This is a genomic window from Bradyrhizobium sp. S3.2.6, assembly GCF_040546885.1.
GTDB lineage: Bacteria > Pseudomonadota > Alphaproteobacteria > Rhizobiales > Xanthobacteraceae > Bradyrhizobium > Bradyrhizobium cytisi.
Window position 1 is genome coordinate 1 of sequence record NZ_JBEPOS010000040.1, and the last position, 19,839, is coordinate 19,839.

A 19,839-nucleotide genomic window follows, 5' to 3' on the forward strand; every position below is an offset into this window, starting at 1 on the left:
TCGTTCCATGGCGACTGGAACTATACGATTTCACCTCATCGAAAAAATCATCGTCCAAAACGAATTGACTGAGTTATTTATGGACGGGCCCTAAGGCGACGAGTCCTCACTCGATTACCGAACCCGGCCATAAAGGGGGGCGGTGAGGGTAAGTCATTGGTTTCGCAGCGGAACATAGCGATCAACGAGTATGTGGTCGATCGATTTCAGGCGATGCTTGTCCAGGACCGGGCCGGGTATGATGAGCGGCTCGATTATTACGAAGTAAATTTTGATGCCGCTTTGGCTACCCTTCGTCTGGACGGTCGAAAAAAGGCCTTAAGAGAAGAAAAGCGCTCGGAATCCATTGGCTATGACGATGAAACCAGTGAACTCAATGCTGAGGTGGAGAAAGCAGCGGCAGCCCAGAATCCAGTATCCGAGTCAAAACTTGACGATCCTGTTTACCGGTCGCGGCTTTACGCCGCGATTGAATCATTACCGGACAATCAGCGCCGCGTGATCGAGCTATTGCTACGCGGAATCCAGATAGATTCTCAGGAACCCAACATTCCTACGATCGTCCGATTCCTCGGTTGCACGGAAAAGACTGCCCGGAACCGCCGCGACCGAGCGTATGCAGCGATTCGGAAGGCTCTCGAAACGGAGGAAGACGCATGAGCACAGCAGATACAGACTCCCTTCTTGAGCATGTGTTGTTGGCGTTTGCCGTCGAGCCTTCTCACGATAAAGCAACTCTTGAGCGCTATCTTTCGCGTTATCCGCAATACGCGACCGATTTGGTTGATCTCTTGAGCGAGCTTAGGCTCTCTTCGGAAGGCATCGTTCATACCACAGATGATGAATCTGCAGCACAAAAGGCATGGGATGCGTTTACTGCCACGCCGCCCCGCGCTGAACGTCCCCGCTTAGTCGAGAATCCCTTTACACTGTTTCAGGGGCCTTCCTTTGTTGCCTTAGCGACCGAGCTTCGTATTCGCCGTTCTATCCTGATTGCACTAAGGGACCGGATCGTCATTGCGACATCAATTCCCAAACCCTTCCTAAAGCGGCTAGCCATAGCGACCCGTTCAACGACCGAAGCCCTTCTTGAATATCTCGATCAACCCACGACTGTGGCTCCCGGGGCGAGTTATAAGTCGGACGGGAAGCCCGAAGCTCCCGCCAAGATCGAATTCGAGCGACTCCTCATTAACTCAGGTGTCACCTCCGAGGAGAAAGACGATATTTTCATGTCGTCTACCTAGATGGACACGATCGAAATCACACGCCAGACAGCCGAACGGCTGCATCTTGCGGCCGCGCAAAAGGGAGCCAATCCCTGGCAGCCTTACGCCTTCGCCTGTGCCGAAGCTCTTCGCCGGTCGATTGCCGTCGAGAAGCTTCCGACGGGGGATGCGCGCTTACGCGGCGCGCGTGCTTCATACGACCCAGGCGGACTGACCATTCTGCACGAAGATGCCGGCAATGATTTTATGAATGCGTTTCTTGTCGCGCATGAGATCGGGCACGTTGAATTCGGCGGGGCTGGAGAGAGCACGCTCTCTTATGAGGTGAGCCCGATGCGCCCGGCGGAGGCGGCGCCCATTGGTGTCGATCGGGTTATTGACTATGGCCGCCGCGAACGCCGCGAGGTCCAAATGGACCTGTTCGGGCGAGAGCTGCTCTTGCCCCGATCCGTTGTGCGCAAACTTCATCTCGATGAAAAGTTGACGGCAACGGCCATTGCGCAGCGGCTCGGTGCGCCCTTCGATGTTGTGGCACAGCAGTTACTAGATGCCCTTCTACTTCCTCCCGTTCGCTTAGATACGGACGTCCATGCGGAGAAGTCGCTCAACCCCGAGCAACGTTTTGCGGCCGAACATTGGGGTTCACCTTACTTGCTTGAGGCCGGTCCTGGTACGGGAAAGACGCAAACCTTAGTAGGTCGGGTGGAATGGCTACTCAAGCATAAGAAGATTCCTGCAGACCAGATCCTTGTGCTGACCTTCTCCAACAAAGCGGCCGGTGAACTCTCAGATCGTTTGGCGGCCCGAATCCCTGCAGCCGCCGCCGCAATGTGGATCGGTACATTTCACTCATTCGGCCTAGACATTATCCGTCGTTTTCACGAGCGCCTTAAACTTCCCGCGAATCCTAGGCTGATGGATCGTACGGAAGCGATCGACGAGCTGGCCGATCAGTTTCCGCGCCTGGATCTGAAGCACTATCGCGATGTGTGGGACCCGTCGCTTGCGCTAAGCGACATCCTCGCTGCGATTTCGCGTGCGAAAGATGAGGTAACACCACCGGAGCGTTACGCCGAGCTTGCCGATGCCATGTGGGAAACTGCAGCAGCCGGTGAGACGAGAGAGGCGGCTGAAAAATGTCAGGAGGTCGCCAAGGTTTATGCAGCATACGAAGCGTTGAAAATTGAGCGTCAGTGCCTTGATTTCGGCGACCTCGTCGCGCTGCCGGTAGGACTGATTGAAACGGATGAGGAGGTGCGTGCGCAACTCCGCACTCGCCATCACTATGTTCTGGTTGATGAATTTCAAGACGTGAATCGGGCCAGTGTGCGCCTCCTTAAAGCTCTGTGCGGGGACGGGACAAACCTCTGGGTCGTCGGCGATGCCAAGCAGTCCATTTATCGCTTCCGGGGCGCGTCGTCTGTCAATATTGCGCGGTTTGCCACTAAGGATTTCCCAGGTGGTCAAACCGGCCGCCTCAAAGTGAACTACCGGTCGACCGAAGAGATCGTGAGCGCGTTTGTCGCGTTTGCGGAGCATGGCATGAAGGCGGCGGCGGGCGCAGACGTGAAATTGAAGGCGGAGCGCGGTCCGTCCGGTGTGAAACCGAAGTACTCCGCCGTCGACATGGCTTCGGACGAAGTCGCGGCCATTGCCGAAGCCATCGAAACTCAGCGGGCTGCAGGGATTTCCTATCGAGACCAAGCCCTGCTCTGTACAGGTAATGAGCGCCTTGGACGAATGGCGGCCGAGCTGGAGAGCATGGGAATCCCGTTGCTGTTCCTTGGCAGTCTCTTTGAGCGAGACGAAATCCAACAGCTGCTCTCTCTACTCTCGTTGCTGATCGACCGCCGCGCGATGGGCCTTGCGCGTGTGGGAACAATACCGGAATTCCGGCTTTCGTTGGCGGCTACCGCAGCGGTTATCGCCCACTTAAGGGAATATGAGGGTGAGCCGCTCGCTTGGCTGAGGGAAGGTGCACCGTTGAGCAGCGTCTCCGCAGATGCGACCCCTGCGTTGACGCGGCTGCGAGATGTTCTGAACGGGTTCGGCCGTGCGTCGCCCCCTTGGCAGGTGGTATCGACGATTCTCCTCGATCGCACGCGGTTTGCGGCTGCTATTGCGAGTTCTGACGATGTCGCGGTCCGTGCGCGGGGTGTAGCGATCTGGCAATTCATGAATTTTGTCCGGGCACAGCCGGCGGCAGCCGGGCTTCCGATTTCGCGTCTTCTCGACAAGATACGCCGACTTGTATTGCTCGCTGATGAGCGGGATCTCCGGGAGCTGCCGTCGGCTGCACAGAGCATCGATGCTCTCCGTGTCATGACGATTCACGGGAGTAAGGGCCTGGAGTTTCGCGCTGTCCACCTTCCGGGTATGAATGCTGATACAATTCCACGTTCGCCAAACCAGATGCGCGGGTGCATACCTCCGGATGGCATGATTGAAGGTTTGTCGGGCACCGCCGTCGATATTCTGAGGAAGGGTCACGTCGAAGAACAAGAGTGCTTATTCTTTGTTGCGATGTCCCGGGCGAGGGACCGCCTTCTTCTGTATTCGCCGACCAAGGCTAAGAACGGGCGGCGGCGCGATCCTTCCGAGTTTCTGGCTCGGCTCGGGTCGACAATGGTCAGCGGGCACCTTCACCCGCGCCAGGCCGTTCCCCCAGATGCAGATGCCGCTCCCGTTCACCTCAGTTTCCCAACTGGGATTGTGCTCACGGATCACCAGCTCGCCTTGTTCCAGCGGTGTCCTCGCCGTTTCTTCTATACGCATATTCTTGAGATCGGCGGAAGGCGAACCGAAACCCCGTTCATGCAGATGCACAATGCCGTTCGGTCGCTCGTCGAATGGTTGACTGCGGATCCAACCCTCACGCCGTCCGCCGCTGAGCTTGATGCTCGCCTTACTGAGGCATGGGATTCTCGGCGGCTCACGGACCATGGTTATTCAGAAGACTATCGTCGAATTGCCAAGCAATTGATTGATTTCTTTGTATCTTCCCGCACTGGCTACGCCCGCGCCATACCCACCGAGATGCGCTTTCGCGTTGGCGCCAGTGAGGTCATTGTGCGTCCCGACGAGGTGCTTACGGCACCGAACGGCCGGAAGCATATTCGGGCGATCCGGACCGGCCATGCCGGCTCCAAGGATTTTGAGAACATTTCGGCGGGCGTCTTTACGCTCGCAGCGTACGAGGCCTTTCCGGGATGTACCGTTGAGTTCGTCCATCTCGGTGACGGCGCGATTGGCGCCGTAACCATGACGGACCGAGTCTTAAACAATCGGCGTGCGACCGCCGAGGACTTTATCGCTGAAATCCGCGCCGGGCTGCTTCCACGGAAAGAATCCGCGCGTACCTGTGCCCGGTGCCCTGCTTTTTTCATCTGTGGCCCCGTGCCCGACGGCGTACTCGAAAAAAACTTTTCCTTGTAGCCCCGACGGACTTACCGGTCGGCCTTCTTCCCATCGATTGACCCTTTGAAGGCAGGCGCAGGGCCATGCCTTACGGCGGATCTAGTGGCCGCCGGGCCTGTCAAGGCGTGCCTAGCCGGGACGACCTGCCAACCTATAAGGAAAGTAAGACATGAGTACTGCTACAGCAAAACGTGCCCCGATTGGCACGAAGGCCCGCACCGGAGAAGTATGCCCGGAGAGCGGTGTTTGGAAGGTCGACGGCTCGCCGAGCACGACCGCACCCATCGCGAAGGGCAACCGGATGCCACCCTACGACGGCAAAGCCGTCACCTGGGTGCTCAGCCAATACGCCTAAGCCTGGACGCCCGCTTCGGCGGGCGTTCACCCTTTCACTGAGAAGAACCGGTTCGCAGAACAACAAAACGAAATGGGCATAACTGGGCTTCCCGCTAGGCGAGGAGCGCATTGCTCTCTACTCTAGAATTAAGGGGAAGGGCGTCTACTATGAAATTCATCCATTCATCCGATCTCCAGATCGGCAAGGTTTTTGGTTATTTCGAGCCGGAGGTTGCGAGCGCCCTGCAGGATGCGCGTCAGGCCGTCGTTCGGACCCTTGGGGAAGCTGCGGTTAAATCCGGCGCGACGGCGGTCCTCATTTCCGGCGACATTTACGAAAAACAACAGATGTCTCAACAGACCCTGGCACGGGCCATTGAGAACATGCGCGCGTTCAAAAGCGTTCAATGGCATCTTATGCCTGGAAACCACGATCACTTCCGTGAAAACGGACTGTGGGATCGGATTGTCCGCATGCAGCTCCCCTCGAATGTGACCGTGCATACGCAGGCGGGTGCGGTGCAGATCGCGGACGAAGGTGGCGCTCCTGTCTTTGTGTTGCCTGCGCCCCTTCGTTTCACATCGAGCGCGGACGATCTCACGGCCTATATGGATAAGGAGGCCACGCCGGAAGGCGCGATCCGTATCGGCATGGCGCACGGCTCCATTCAAGGCTTTGGATCAGAGGGTGAAGCCAGCAACTACGTGGCGCCAAGCCGCGCGGACAGCGCGGGCCTGTCCTACCTTGCGATGGGTGACTGGCATCGGCAGATGCGGGTGAACGACCGTTGCTGGTATAGTGGCACGCCCGAGGCCGATCAGTTCAAGCTTCCGCCAAATCCCGTGTCCTCGCACTGCAACGGCGGTTCGGCGCTTCTTGTCGAGGTCAAAGGTTCAAATGCATTGCCGGTGGTCTCGCCGATCCCGACAGGCCGCTATCAATGGCACAGGGTCGAGAAGGTGCTGACCGAAGATGCACAAGTGGATTTGCTCGAAAGCGAGCTTCGTGCGCTCGATTCGGACCTCAGCAAAATTGTCGTCGATCTCCGGGTTACGGGCGCGGTGTCTCTCGCCGGCCGGAAGAAATTTGAGGAACAAATCCTCCGGAGCGTCGGCGCTGCGCTTCGCGGCCTGCGCTTTGACGAGGCCGGCCTTGTTCTCAATCCGACCGACAAGGATCTCGATGAGATCGATCACGCCGGCTTTGTACGTGTGGCAGCAGACCGCCTCAAGGCCATGGCGGCGGTCTTGTCCGATCAAGGCCAGGCGGCGCTTGCCGCCCTTGCTCTCAAGCGTCTTTACATCGAGCACCTTCGTCAGGGGACACGGTCATGAAGATCCGATCGATTGAGCTTACCAACTTCTGCAAATTTGTCGGAACCTTCCGCGTCGACAACATCAGCGACAACGTCAATGTCTTGGTGGGGCGAAACGAGTTGGGCAAATCGACCCTGCTGAAAGCCATCAACGGCGCCATCTTCGAAAAGGCCAAGTCGACGGCTGCGCACGTCAAGGCGTTTCGTCACTTCGTCAACGGCACTGTACCCGAAGTGAAGCTCGCCTTTGACGTCGACGGCAAGAGCTGGACCATTCACAAGCGCTTCGCGGGACAAGCTGGTAAGTCAACCTTGACCTGTTCGGATGGCCGGCTGTTCGAGGACGACGCAGCGGAGGCTGAATTGCAGCGCCTTCTCGGCTTTGCCGGCAGTCGCAGCGGCGGCGAGCCTGGTATCTGGGGAACGCTTTGGGTTCAGCAGGGGCAATCCTTCGGCGATGCGGCGCTTGACGAGCATGGCCAGCGCACCATGCAAGGCTGCCTGGAAGCGCAGGTAGGCCTTGTGACAGGTGGAGCGCGAGGCCAGAAAATTCCGAAAGCCATCAAGGACGCCCTTGAAACGCTACGGAGTTCGAAAGGACCGCGCGGGAAGTTCAAGGACGCAATGGATCGGCTTGCCGAGAGCAAGCAGGAGACGGCCGACCTTGAAGCGAAGCGGCAGTCCGTGTTTCAGTTGATGGAAGATCTTGCGCGAAATAAGCGCGAGCTTAAGCAGGAAACGGATAGCTGGGACGACGCGGCGCACCGCAGGGAGGTCGAGGCAGAACGGACTAAGCGCACGGTTGCCGCGACGCACGCTGCCGAACTTCGAAGTGCGACGGACGCGGCCAAGCTCGCGGGCGAACGCGCAACACAAGCCCGGAGATCGGTTGATGATCGCGCCAAAGCCGTTGCAGAACTGGAATCGCTCGAATTGCAACTCAGCGATCTGAATGCGGCAAGCGCCGGCGCTGTTGCCGCGAAGGCCGACGCCCATGCCTCCGTCGATACCGGCGAAGCCAAGCTCTCCGAACTTCGCAGTAAAACAAGCCGGAACGCCGAACGAGCGCGGAATCTTGAGCGTATCCGTGCCATTGTCTCGCTGAATGCGGAAATCATCCAGCACCAGCTGACCCTCGATAAGGCTGCTTCGCTTGAGTGCGAGGCGGGGAAGCTTTCGGAATTGATCGGCGCCATCGCGACGACCGATGCCGCCGTAACGAGGATCGAGGAGGCCGTTACGGAGCTATCGGCCGCAGATGCAGCCGCGAACGCGGTTGCGACCACCGTTTCATTCGCCCTGGAGGAGAGCGCGCTGCCGAATGTTGCCTTAGACGGCAAAGCGCTCGATGCATCCGCAACATCGCTCCCAATCCTTGGCAAGACAGTAATCACCATTCAAGACGTGGGCGCGATTACGGTAGAGCCTCAAATCAAAGACCGCGCTGCCTTGGTCGCACGCTGGGACGCGGCCCATGAGGAAGTGAAAGCCGCTTTGGAGACTGCAGGCGTCATGGATCTAGCCGCCGCGCGCACGGCGGCGGCCCAGCGTAAGGAATATCTGCGGCGTTCGGCAGACGTCGGCAAGGAGCTGGCAAATCTTGCTCCCGGAAATCGGACCAAGAAGCTGGCGGCCGGGCTGGAAGCTCTCAAGGGCCATTTGGGCGAGTTGCGCGGCCGGCTCAGAGTTGAGATGGAAAAGTGCGGACTTGCGGAAATTCCCGGCGAAGATGATTTGACAAGCGACATTGCCAATAATCATGCAGAAGGCGCGCGGTTTGCTGCCGAAATCGAGACAGCTGAGGCTGAATTGGCAGGGCCTCAGGACGCTCTTGCCCAGGCCGACAAAAAACTCCTGAGCGCGCGCGAACGCCTTGCTGGGTTGAACGGCACGATCGAGACCAAGAAGGCGGACCTAGCAGCTGGACGTGCCGGCGCCAGCGACGAGCAGCTCACCGCAAGCGCGGAGAGCCTTGAACGTGATGCCGTTGCGAGGGATGAGCTGTTGGCAGAGAAGCTGCGCGGTCAGGGCGAAACAGTGGAGGCTATCGACGCCCGAATTAAGCGGCTCGAAGGCGCCGCCGCCAACCACCAGCGGTCGGCCGCAAATCTCGGGATTGAGGTGACACGCCTTACCGCGCTGATCGAGGCTAACGAAGGCGCTGGCGTCGAAGAAATGCTTCTTGCCGCTGAGGCTGAACGTGATCGCCTCACGAGCGCCGTAGCCGAATTTGAGAAGGAGGCGGCTGTACTAAAGCTCCTTTCGGAGACGTTAGAAGCAGCCGAAGGTGAGGCAAAGACCCGCTATCTCACGCCGGTTATCAGCCGTGTAGAGCCCTACCTGAAAATGCTCCTGCCAGGAGCCAATATTGTTCTCGACGAGGATTTGCGTATCGCCGCGATTCAACGTGCCGGACAACGCGAGGATTTCGATGTACTGAGCGGCGGTACGAAGGAGCAGCTTGCCGTCCTCACGCGGTTGGCGTTCGCCGAGCTGCTGCTTGGGCAGGGCCGGCCGGCCACGGTCATCCTCGATGACGCGCTCGCGTTTTCAGACGACGACCGCATTGAAAGCATGTTCGATGTCCTGATGCGCGCTGGCGACAAAGTGCAGATTATCGTTCTGACCTGCCGAAAGCGGCTTTTCACCCGGCTTGGTGCTGCCCCGTTGGAAATTCGGGAGGCGGCGTGAGGTTTGGGTTGTGCCCGGTGCCAACTGAATGGCGTCGGCTGTTTGCGGGAGGTATGCGGAAGGTGGATAGTTAACGGGGCAAAATGACCTCGCGAGAGCTGTGGTGCTACGATTATACCAGTTGAAGGGGCGCTTAAAATCCGCAACCATTCGCTCTAAAGCTGTCCATTTTTAGGGGTCCCGCTCGCCGTGCCCGCCAAAGTAAATGTAGAAGACGAACTGGCCGCACGGCGGTTGACGGGCTTGCTTGATTACGTCGAGGCGCTCGTCAAGCTGGATGAGCGCGTTGCGACGCGACTGTCGCAGCACAAACTCGCCGATGGATCCCAGTTCGCTCTTCACCAACACGAAATCGCAGGACTTCCCGCCATTCAGTGCGATACGAGTGACGCTGATGGCCCGATCTGGTTGCGGGTTCAACGCCTGCAGCGCACGACGCCGCCGGCGTTCGACGAAGGCGGCAAGGAGTGGATCGACGTCTCTAACGATCCGCTTCGCGTTCCGATTATACATGATCCACTCCATGTCCGCGTGCCTGAGGCTGAACAGCAGCGGCTAATAGCGATCGGCGAAGCACGTCCGCAAGATTGCGTCCCATCACTGAAAACGGAGAAATCAGATACTCCCAACCAGAAATTCTACGATGTTATGTTGCGTCTGGAAGATCGGCCCGCGCTTCGCGACACCCTTGAACGATACTGTGCCGGCCCCTGGTCGCTTTGGTCCGAGGTAGAGAAGCCGCGAAGGCGATCCATCGCCGTTTATCAGCGGCTCTTCGAGATTGCACAGCGATTACTCCAATCTGGCGGCAGTGAATCGATCGAGTTGGTGTGGGGTATCGGTCTAGCGCGATGGAAGCACCTTTCCGAGCTCATCGACCTTCCAATGATTGAATGCGGAGTTGAAATTGAAATCGCCGAGACCGGCAATGCCGACATCACCGTTCGCCCGCGCGGCGGCGTGACGCGTGTCGAACTCCGGCCGTTCGAAAAGCTCGCCGGCGCAAGATTTGTACTGGCGGAAGATGCGGCGCGGCGGTGCCTTCGCTCCTTGGATGGGCCGGATAGTGAAGGAATCTCTCCGTTTCGCGCGGAAACGTTTGAGCCCATTCTCAAGATTTGCGGTGGCCAGCTTGACCCCGAAGGCCGGTTTCTTCCCGATCACCGTCCGCTGCCGGAATCTGAGCCGGTTCCGGAGCCCGAGGGAGAATATCTGACGGTGAGCGACCGATACGTGCTCTACGCGCGCCGCCGGTCGAACAATTCGGTTCTGCGTGATATCGAACGTCTCAAAAAGGAAGTGTCTTCGGAGGACGGTAATCCGATTAGGATTGAAGGTGCGGTTCGGACGCTGGTCTTGGGGCCGACCGACGGTATTGACGACACGTTCAAGCCGTTGGGAGACCGCTTGGGCGCGGCTGGCGATGTTCAACTGGATGCGGACGAGGGGCCGGTTGACCCGGATCACGGCGACCTGTTCTTTCCCAAGCCTTTCAACGACGAGCAAGTTGAAATCATTCGCCGCCTGGAGAAGTCGGATGGGCTCGTGGTTCAGGGGCCGCCAGGCACCGGAAAAACGCACACCATCGCGAACATCATTAGCCACATGCTGGCGACAGGGCGGCGTGTCCTTGTCGTTTCGCATGGGGAGACGGCGCTACGGGTAATCCAAGATCAATTGCCCGAGGGTGTACGCGACCTTGCGATCAGTGTGACAACATCCGAACGCGAGGGGATGAAGCAGGTCGAGAAGGCTATCGGCCTTATGCTCGGGGTAGTCAACACGATCGACATGAACCGCTCGCGGCAGGTGAAGATTATTCGAGACCTTGAGTCCAAGATTGTTGCGGACAGAAATCACCTTGCCGAAATTGATGTACGACTTGCAAAGATTGCGACCCAACATCTCTCGCCGATACCTGGCTCTACCGAACTGCCTTTCGAGGCCGCCAAAAGGGTGATTGAGGACAAGGCGCGTTACGCGTGGTTCTCGGATCGGCCCGTGCGGCCGTTTTCTGATACGGGCATGACCTCCGCCGAGATCGACGCACTTTTCACGGCGCGCAGGACGGTCAAAGGCGACCTTAAGTATCTCGGGGAACAACTTCCCAGCCCAGCCAACATGCCCGATCCCGAGATCGTCCGCGCCTGGCATCTCGATTTGATTGCCGCACAAGACCTGACGGCTGAAAGCACCGCTTCCGAACCGCTAACCCGGCGTGTAATTGCAACGCTCGGCATCGACAAAGCCGCTGTACTGAGCGAGAGGCTGCGGTATCTCGCGTCCAGTATATCTGCCCTGCTGGACCAGTCCTGGGCCTGGGCGTTGACCGAGGCGATCCTCGGTCAAACGGCAATGGCCGGCCGACTGGAACCTCTCGCCCGCGCATTTTTAGCCGACGCACACGACCTGGTCGCGCAGCGCGCGCCGTTTCTTGCAAAGCCAGTCCAGCTTCCAAAGGAATTGCCACCTGCGAAGCAGCTCTTTCAAATTCTGGCAACCCTCAGCGCCGGTAAGAACCCGTTTGGAATGATGGCCTTCGGTACCAAGAGCCATCAACCCATTTTTGAAGCGGTGCGAGTTGCGGGTCTGCGGCCTAGTGTGCCAAACGATTGGCAGCACGTCCGGCAATTCATCGAGTTCTGCGGTGACGTGACGAGCCTTTCGGTCCGTTGGGAGACGCTCAAAGTAGAGCTATCAGCGCCAAACGATCTCTCCTTTGCAGTAGAGTCGCTATTCCTGCTCGATACACTGTCCGACACGCTCCATGCCTGCCTGACTGACGTACCCGGCCAAGTAGCCGAAATGTCGGAGCAATTATCGGCGGTCCTCGGAAATCGCGACGAGGCCAGCGCGATTTTGCGGCATCCCGCCGCGACTGCTGCCTTCTCTCAAGCATTATCACGTCACGTATCGTCGGTAAGGCTGGCGGCTGTCGCGAAAAACGTGGCAGAAGCCGTCGCACAGTTCGACGGCAGCAATACCGATCTTGCGGGCTTCGCACGGCAAATCTTGACCGAACTGGTTGGAAAGCCGAACGCGGATATCGAGCGACTGACCCGCGTATGGCAAGGTATCCTCTCCAAGTTGGGACATGTTCGCGCGTTAGCGCCTTTCTTCGATCGCATAATTTACACCTGTGGCGAGCTTTCGAAAGCGGGAGTGCCAGCATGGGCTGAATGCCTAAGAAGCGAGCCTGCCAGCGAAGCGACAGATCCAGCGGCCCCCAGCGACTGGCGGGAAGCATGGGAGTGGGCGGCACGGCTGACCTACCTCGAAAAGATCGGGGCCAGCAGTCATCTGGCCCAGTTGCACCAGGAGCGGTTGGAAATAGAAGAGGCTCTTCGCGACGGGTTCGCCACGCTCGTGAAGGAAAGAACCTTCTTCAATCTTGCTGCTACAATGAAGGGATCCGCCAAATCCGCCCTTCAAGGTTTTGCCAACATTATCCGGCGTTTGGGAGCCGGGACCGGGCAAAGGGCCGTACTGCATCGTCAGAACGCACGTCTGGCGATGGAAAATTGCTACGAGGCGGTACCTTGCTGGATTATGCCTACTTGGCGCGTCTCCGAGCAGTTGCCTGCCACGCTTGCCAGTTTTGATCTCGTGATCCTGGATGAAGCGTCGCAGTCCGATGCGCGCGAATTGCCAGCGCTCTTACGTGGCAAAAAGGTGCTTGTTGTCGGTGACGACCGCCAGATCAGTCCCAGCTCGGCTTTCCTGTCGATCGCGAACATCGCGCGTCTGCGACAGAACTTCCTTAGCGAATTTCCTTTCCGCGCAGAAGTTGAACCAGGGGCTTCGATTTATGATCTTGCACGCGTGATGTTTCCGGCGAAGTTCGTGATGCTTAAGGAGCATTTTCGATGCGTGGAGCCCATCATACGTTTTTCGATGCAGTTTTATAATCAAGACTTGGTGCCGCTTCGTATTCCAAAGCCGAGCGAGCGGTTGGACCCGCCGTTGGTCGATATCTACGTTGAGGATGGGCAGCGTCGAGGAAAATCCAAGGTTAACCCGCGCGAGGCAGAGGTCATCGTCGAGGAGATTGCCACGATCGTCGAGCAAGCGTCGAGGGTCGAAGGTCCGGCGCGGTCAATCGGAGTGATATCCCTTGTCGGTGCCGATCAGGCTCTGCATGTTCAGAAACTTTTGATGGAGCGCATCGGCGAAACCGCCATGATGCGTCATCGCGTTGTGTGCGGCGACAGTGCATCCCTCCAGGGAGACGAGCGCGACATCGTCTTCATTTCAATGATTGCCGATCGTGCCCGCAAACAGTCGCAGACATCCATTCAGTATCAACAGCGATTCAATGTAGCATTGTCGCGGGCACGGGATCGGATGGTGCTTGTGCGGTCCGTGAAAGAGGAAGAGCTAAATCCAAAAGATCTGAAATCAAAGGTGATCGGACACTTCCGCGAGCCGATGCCAAACGTCGTTAATCCTAGCTTGGACCTCATTGATCTCTGCCAGTCTGAATTCGAGCGGACTGTGTTTATGGCACTTGTCGAACGGGGATACCGCGTTATTCCGCAAGTGGGATCTGTGGGGTTTTCCATCGATATGGTAGTCGAGGGAGAAGGGGGAAGGCGCCTTGCCGTCGAATGCGACGGCGACAGGTATCACGGCCCGGAGCGTTGGGCGGACGACATGCGCCGGCAGCGCATCCTGGAGCGCGTAGGTTGGAGCTTTTGGCGCTGCTTCGGTTCCAATTACCAGATCGATCAGCAAGGCGTTATGGACGACCTAATTCAGACGCTCGATCGTATGCAGATTAGGCCGATCGGACTCGAACCGGTCAATCGAAGCTATTCCGAGCATCGCGTCATTTCGCCTGCTGCAGAAAGGTCAGGCGATTTTGCAGCGACGCAGGTAGACGGGACGATCTCGGTAGCAGCCTTGCGAGATGAACTCGGTCCCACATCGAATGACGCTGAACCGGAGTACCGATTAGCTCCGGGCGACCGCGTCGTCATCCGGTATCTCGACGTGGAACCGTCGCGCCCGGAATTTCTCACAATAAGCGATATCGCGGATGATCCGATCAATGGCTATCTGATGTTGTCCTCGCCACTTGGACAGGCGCTGTCGCAGGGCTCGCCAGGAGATGAGTTAACCTATCAGGCAGGCGAAAAAGAACGCGGTGTTCTGTTTGTTTCATTGGAGACCGTATCGGCTCAGGCAGCTTAGCGGACATTTCTCGCGTCGGTCTTGTCGTATTAAAACGAGACCCGGCGAATTCCCGGTCGAGGCGGCTATTCTCTCGATGAGATCAAGGGCAAGCATCACCGGATGTTTGTCGATCCTTGCTACGCGGCGAGTCCGGAGTAGACTGCGTTCTGGTCTGAGCTCATCCGGCGAACCGAACCGGCTTTCGTGAACCGAGCCCGGAAAGTCTCGGCCTTTCGGATTCAATCCTCGCGCTCATTTAAGTGTTGCTCGCAGGAGGCACTCGCGCGAAGGGCTCGTCGTTTCGCGGCGATCGCTATCACTGCCCGTCGCGCGGGTGCCTTGTTAACCGGTCTCGCAACTGCACTCGCTGTCGTGGCCCGCCGTTCCGGCGTCGCTATCACTGCCCCGAAAGCGGGTGCCATCCTTTCCGCTTCCGCTGCGCTTCGGCCGTCAATTGGCGTTGGATCGACGTGTACCAAGGCCGCCTATGCCGCCGCCTTGTCTTCGGGCCCGCGCATGACGATCTTCACTGCGTCAGGTACTCGGCAAAGCTGTTCGCCAGCACGAGGCAATGGTTCTCTGGCTTTAGCCAGCCGCGCCAAGCTCCGGACCTCGCGAAGCAATTAGTGATGGTGTCGCGAAAACTGAACGAGGTCTATGGCAGCCTTCACTCAGCCCAATCCAGCTCCGCGCCCAATCAAGGGGGGCGGGCACACGAATTCCAATCCCCGACGGCCCGAGCTGACGATCGTTCATTCCTGTTTTGTTCGCAATTGGCGCGGACTCATTGTATAAGCATCTGTACTTGCCGCGTCAGGACTCGGATCGTCGGGGGCTCGCTAGGGCCGCCCGGCCGAACCGCCGCCGTTGGTGCCTGAACCTGGCTGTGGTTGACGTGACTTTAACGGCTGAAAGGCATGGTGGGCACCGACGATCCAAACTATGTTTGTCGCCAGAATAGATGAGTGGACCGCTAATGGCTCGCGGCGAGTTGATGAAAAAGCTGTTGGCGAGTTACGGCCGGGACGACGAGTTCCGGGCGGTCGCCGAACAGATCATTCTGGAGGAGGAGCAGAAGAACAACCGCGTTCTGGCGCGGTCGCTCCGCCAGACGCTCGACCATGCCTCGAATCGCGCGCCACCCCCGCGGGCGCTGGCGCCACTCATTCCGTTCCCGGATGCGGCCAACGACTTCGTCGAGCGCGTCGAGCCGGAGCATACCAAGAACGACATCGTTCTCAGCAAGGCCAACATCCGGATTTTTTCCGGACTAATCCAGGAATTTCGCCGCGCCGATGACATCCGCCGCAGCGGACTGCCGGTGCGATCGAAGCTCCTGTTCTGTGGACCTCCGGGCTGCGGAAAGACTCTTTGTACCGAGATCTTCGCGGGTGAGCTCGGGCTTCCGTTGTTCGTCGTCAAGATCGACCGCCTGATCTCGTCTTATCTCGGCGAAACCGCGACCAACGTTCGCAAGATTTTCGAGTTCGCGCGCAAGCAGCCCTGCGTCCTTTTTCTAGACGAATTCGATGCCCTGGCGCGCTCGCGTGACGATACGAGCGAGCACAACGAGCTGCGGCGCGTGGTCAACAGCCTTTTGATCTTCATCGACCGGATCAAGCCGAAGGGCTTTTTGGTCGCGGCGACCAATCTCGACCAGTCTCTCGACCCTGCGGTCTGGCGTCGCTTCGACGAGGTCATCTGGTTCGAAAAGCCTGACCGGGAGATGACCGAGCATTTCTTGGCGCTGAAATTCAAGAATATCAAAACAGCTTTCGATCCGACGTCCCACGTCGGTTCGCTGGAAGGCTATTCTTTCGCCGAGATTGAACGCATTTGTGTGCAAGCGATCAAGGCCGCAGTGATCGAGCGCCGCAAAGAAGTCCGTGAACTGGACTTCCGTCACGCTGTCGCCGATGAGATCCGACGGCGATCCGGCACCGCACGCCTGCAGCATTTGGAAGACTAACCCGGCGTGCCGCGCTACGACCACCTCCAGCTCCTGCGGCTTCCCGAGCGTCTCGAACGGCGGAAGCATGGGGGAGGAGGTGCTGCCCCTCAACGAGACGTCGGCGGACATAGCCGGAAGCTTCGCGCTGAGCTCGACACCGCGATCGCAGAGCAGCAACGCCGTCGCCGCCCGGAGTTCATCGACCCGTCGCTCATTTTGCGCGTCCGCATGACCGGAATGACGATGGAGGAAGACTGGGAGCGGCTTGGACTGACACTTCTCGCCAGCGATGAAGACAAAACCCTGATCCTCTTCGCATCGAATGACGATCTGCAGAGTTTCCGTGATCGCCTGCAAGCCTATGCGCAGGGAACCCCGCCAGGACAAGCCGCCCCGTCCTACAACGGCTTCATCACCCGCATCGAAGAGATCGGCGCCGTTGGGCCCCGCGACCGTATTGGGCTGCGATTGCGCGAAGAAGGCCTGACGGTGCCCGAGAACTTCGATGCGGACCGAATCTTCGTCCTCGATCTCGAGCTATGGGACATTGGCCGGCGTGAACTCCGTACTCGAAAGCTTGAGCAAATTGCCGAGTACATTGATGCGCGGGGCGGCGAAGTGCTTGACCGCTATGTTGGCCCATCGATTACGATGCTGCGCGCGCGCATGTCGGGCAGCGTGATACAAACGCTTCTCACGGTCGAAGACGTCGCCGATCTCGATCTGCCGCCTGAACCTGATATCGCCACCGGCGAGGCGTTTGAGCTGACGATCGCCGATTTGCCGGAGATGGACGATCTTGGCAACGACGAGCCGGTCATTGGTATCATCGACAGCGGCGTCAACGATCATCCGTTGCTGGCGGGTGCCATCGTCGGTGCGATCGGCGTGCCGGAAAGGCTCGGCACGGCCGACGATTGGGGTCACGGCACGCGCGTTGCCGGCGTGTCGCTATTTGGCGATCTGCGAAATCAGATTGCTGTTGGTGCGTTGGTACGTGCGGGGCGCATTGCTTCGGCCAAGGTCGTGAACGAACGTGGTCAGTTCGACGAGCGTCGTCTTGTTCCCTCCCAGATGCGCGAAGCCCTGACCACTCTCAATCAGCGTTTCGGTTGTCGGCTATTTGTCGTCGCGCTCGGTGATCCCAAGCGCACCTATGACGGAGGCAAGGTTGGGCCTTGGGCCGCGACGCTCGATGAACTCGCCCGCGAACTCGATTCCGTCATCATCGTGTCGGCCGGCAATCGCGCGCCCCGCAGCGGCAACCGCCTGGAACAAGCCGTCACGGAGTATCCCGGCTATCTGCTCGAGCCGACCAACCGTCTGTGTGAGCCTGCGGGCGCCATGAACGTTCTCACGGTCGGCGCGTTGGCGCACGGCGAGGGTCTTGGGCCCGATCTTGTCGAGCACGTTCACATCCGACCCATTACGCGTGCGTTCGAGCCTGCGCCCTTTACGAGGATAGGGCCCGGCATCGGCGGCTCCATCAAGCCGGATCTAGTCGATGTCGGTGGCACAATGGTATTCGATCCCGCAGTAGGGCGGCTGCGGCTGGGCGAAGACTTGCCGACCGCCGGTGTTCTCACGCTCCATCATCTGTTTCTTGACCGGTTGTTTACGGCGGGGTCTGGCACGTCCTATGCGGCCCCTCGCGTTGCCCACAAAGCCGCTCAGATTCTTGCGCGCTTTCCCCGCGCATCTGCAAACCTTGTCCGTGCGTTGCTTGCAGGCGCGGCGCGCATTCCGGATGAGGCCCAGCTCAGGCTTCAAACCCTCGGTGACGATGCCATGCGTTCAATCTGCGGCCATGGCGCAGTTGATTCAGGGCGAGCAGCATATTCGGATGATCATCGTGTCGTGCTGTACGCCGAGGATGAATTGGCGCTCGACCACTTTGCGGTCTATCAGTTGCCGATTCCCGAGCTGTTCCAGAGTGGCGGTCGTCGCAGCATCCGCGTGACGCTTGCCTTCGATCCCCCAGTTCGTCACACCCGCGCCGACTATGCCGGAATTGGCATGAATTTTCGTCTCGTGCGAGGATGTGGTCCCGATCTGATCTTCGAGCACTTCCGACGGAGAACCCAGGAGGAGGGGCGTCAGCCGGATATCGATAATCGTTTCGACTGCGACCTGAAGCCGGGCCCGCGGGAGCGTGAACGCGGAACTCTGCAAACTGCGAGCGTAACGTTTACGCGTGGCACCGAAGCCTATGGCGACAATTATTATCTAATCGTGCGTTGCGATGGCGGCTGGGCGGGAACGTTTGAAACGCAACAACGCTTTGCAATCGTGGTGGAGCTGACCCATCAAGCAGAAGTGCAATTGTATGAGCGGCTGCGCGCTCGTGTCCGGCTCCAAGGTTGAGCAGCGAGTGGAATGAGTCGTTTGCCACCTTCGTCACGGATCCTTATGCGATACCGACGTCGGTCCGATCCTATTTCGCCGCGCCGCGCTTCACTTCCACCAACGCCGTGTCGCAGACCCGACCGAGCCGGGCGAACTAAAGCTGATTGATCTCGAGGGCATGCGATGAAATGGGGAGACAACGCCCGAGATTTTGATGCCGCACTGGCGGTGTGGCCGCACTATCGCCCACTGTTCGACAACTGGCTGATGCAGGAACTGGTGGAGCAGGGTGAAAAGGCTCCGGTCTGGCGTGACCGCAGGGTGCCGACCGACAATGGACGCGTGCGCGGCGACGTCTATCCGGATCGCGAGACCGCACTATCCGCTGCCGCCACGCTCAATCAGACGCTCCACGACGCGCTCGCAGCGCGCGAGATGGATTCCGTGAGGAAACGTTCGCTCCAGCTTAAGGTCGCGAAGAACCTGCAATCCGAAGAGCGCCTTCGCGACGAAGAGGAGCTTATGCTCGCCGAGGCACGCCGGCCGGCACGCCAATGATCCGCGACCAGACCCTTCCGCAATCGTGCTGCCTGCGGAGTCGGCTCCTTTCCGTCAGCAATTGAGCGAACAGCTTTCCGACATGCCCTATCTGACGGTCGTGATCGTGACGGTCCGGGAGACGAATCGCAGTTGGCACCGTTCCATTCTTTACCTCTCGCACGACAATAAATGGTCCAAGCCTTACATCGCCGGTGAGGGATCCGCGGCAAAGGCCATGCGAGCACGAATCGCCAACGGCTTCGGCTACAGCGCCGACGACCATTGGGGAAAGACCAAGGCCAAGATTCGTCAGATCTTGTTGCCCCGCTCCAACCTGCTGCTGCAACTCGCAAGCGTGCAGCGTATGCTGGCGGAAGCGTTGGCCAATGGTCAAAAGGTGCTGGTCTCGAACGGCATCGTCTTCTGGTACGAAGAAGATGGCGGCATCGGTTGGCAGGTCAAACAGACCACGTCCACCAAAGAGTCCGAGGGAAGCACCTTGTGGAAGGAAGGCACAATCCGCTCGATCAACCACGGGCGATTGGTCATTTTGCCTTATATCAAGGAAAGCGGCGAGCAGGTGCGCGGGCACACCAGGAACGGACCGAATGACGGCAGAGCCAAACCACGGCACCCCGATCACTACGTCGATATTCCGTTTGCGCAACTCGACGGTGACCTCATGATCGGTCTCTTCGGCGAATTGCCCTACGAATAGCTTGGATCGCCGCGCTAGCGTCACTATATAGCAAGCGCGCGCATGCTCGCGGTGGAGGCCCGTAGAACCGCCCCATCTCGACTGGCTCCTTGCTAAGCCTGGCGCGAGGGATCGTCACCT

The 19,839-nt window shown here is 58.8% G+C and carries 11 protein-coding genes; all 11 read left to right on the top strand.

What is annotated here, in order from left to right:
* The first annotated feature begins 156 nt into the window (after positions 1–156).
* The 11 genes from ABID58_RS36055 (at position 157) to ABID58_RS36105 (ending at position 19,719) form a co-directional block, all read left to right on the top strand.
* Complete coding sequence (locus tag ABID58_RS36055) at positions 157–660, top strand: RNA polymerase sigma factor (RefSeq protein ID WP_354037623.1); 504 nt, start codon at positions 157–159, stop codon at positions 658–660.
* Positions 657–1,247 carry a hypothetical protein gene (locus ABID58_RS36060; protein WP_085401590.1) on the top strand — a complete coding sequence of 197 codons (591 nt, stop codon included), beginning with the start codon at positions 657–659 and terminating at the stop codon, positions 1,245–1,247. The genes ABID58_RS36055 and ABID58_RS36060 overlap by 4 nt, the downstream gene beginning before the upstream one ends.
* Positions 1,248–4,664 (top strand): UvrD-helicase domain-containing protein, encoded by a 3,417-nt coding sequence (locus tag ABID58_RS36065; RefSeq protein ID WP_354037624.1) that lies wholly within the window; start codon positions 1,248–1,250, stop codon positions 4,662–4,664.
* Between the two features lie 151 nt (positions 4,665–4,815).
* Positions 4,816–5,001 (top strand): hypothetical protein, encoded by a 186-nt coding sequence (locus tag ABID58_RS36070; protein ID WP_085401592.1) that lies wholly within the window; start codon positions 4,816–4,818, stop codon positions 4,999–5,001.
* A 149-nt stretch (positions 5,002–5,150) separates the two neighbouring features.
* On the top strand, positions 5,151–6,317 hold the full coding sequence (locus ABID58_RS36075; protein ID WP_085401593.1) for a metallophosphoesterase family protein: 1,167 nt from the start codon (positions 5,151–5,153) through the stop codon (positions 6,315–6,317).
* Entirely contained in the window at positions 6,314–8,989 is a 2,676-nt protein-coding gene (locus tag ABID58_RS36080; RefSeq protein ID WP_085401594.1) for an AAA family ATPase, read from the top strand. Before ABID58_RS36075 ends, ABID58_RS36080 begins: the two co-directional genes overlap by 4 nt.
* Positions 8,990–9,178: 189 nt before the next feature.
* Positions 9,179–14,182: a PDDEXK-like endonuclease domain-containing protein gene (locus ABID58_RS36085; protein WP_354037625.1), complete on the top strand. Its 5,004-nt coding sequence runs from the start codon at positions 9,179–9,181 to the stop codon at positions 14,180–14,182.
* A 976-nt stretch (positions 14,183–15,158) separates the two neighbouring features.
* On the top strand, positions 15,159–16,133 hold the full coding sequence (locus ABID58_RS36090; RefSeq protein ID WP_245343940.1) for an AAA family ATPase: 975 nt from the start codon (positions 15,159–15,161) through the stop codon (positions 16,131–16,133).
* A gap of 6 nt (positions 16,134–16,139) precedes the next feature.
* Positions 16,140–18,479: a S8 family peptidase gene (locus tag ABID58_RS36095; protein WP_245343941.1), complete on the top strand. Its 2,340-nt coding sequence runs from the start codon at positions 16,140–16,142 to the stop codon at positions 18,477–18,479.
* A gap of 165 nt (positions 18,480–18,644) precedes the next feature.
* Positions 18,645–19,019: a hypothetical protein gene (locus ABID58_RS36100; RefSeq protein ID WP_245343942.1), complete on the top strand. Its 375-nt coding sequence runs from the start codon at positions 18,645–18,647 to the stop codon at positions 19,017–19,019.
* A 61-nt stretch (positions 19,020–19,080) separates the two neighbouring features.
* Complete coding sequence (locus ABID58_RS36105) at positions 19,081–19,719, top strand: hypothetical protein (RefSeq protein WP_354037626.1); 639 nt, start codon at positions 19,081–19,083, stop codon at positions 19,717–19,719.
* Positions 19,720–19,839 lie beyond the last annotated feature (120 nt).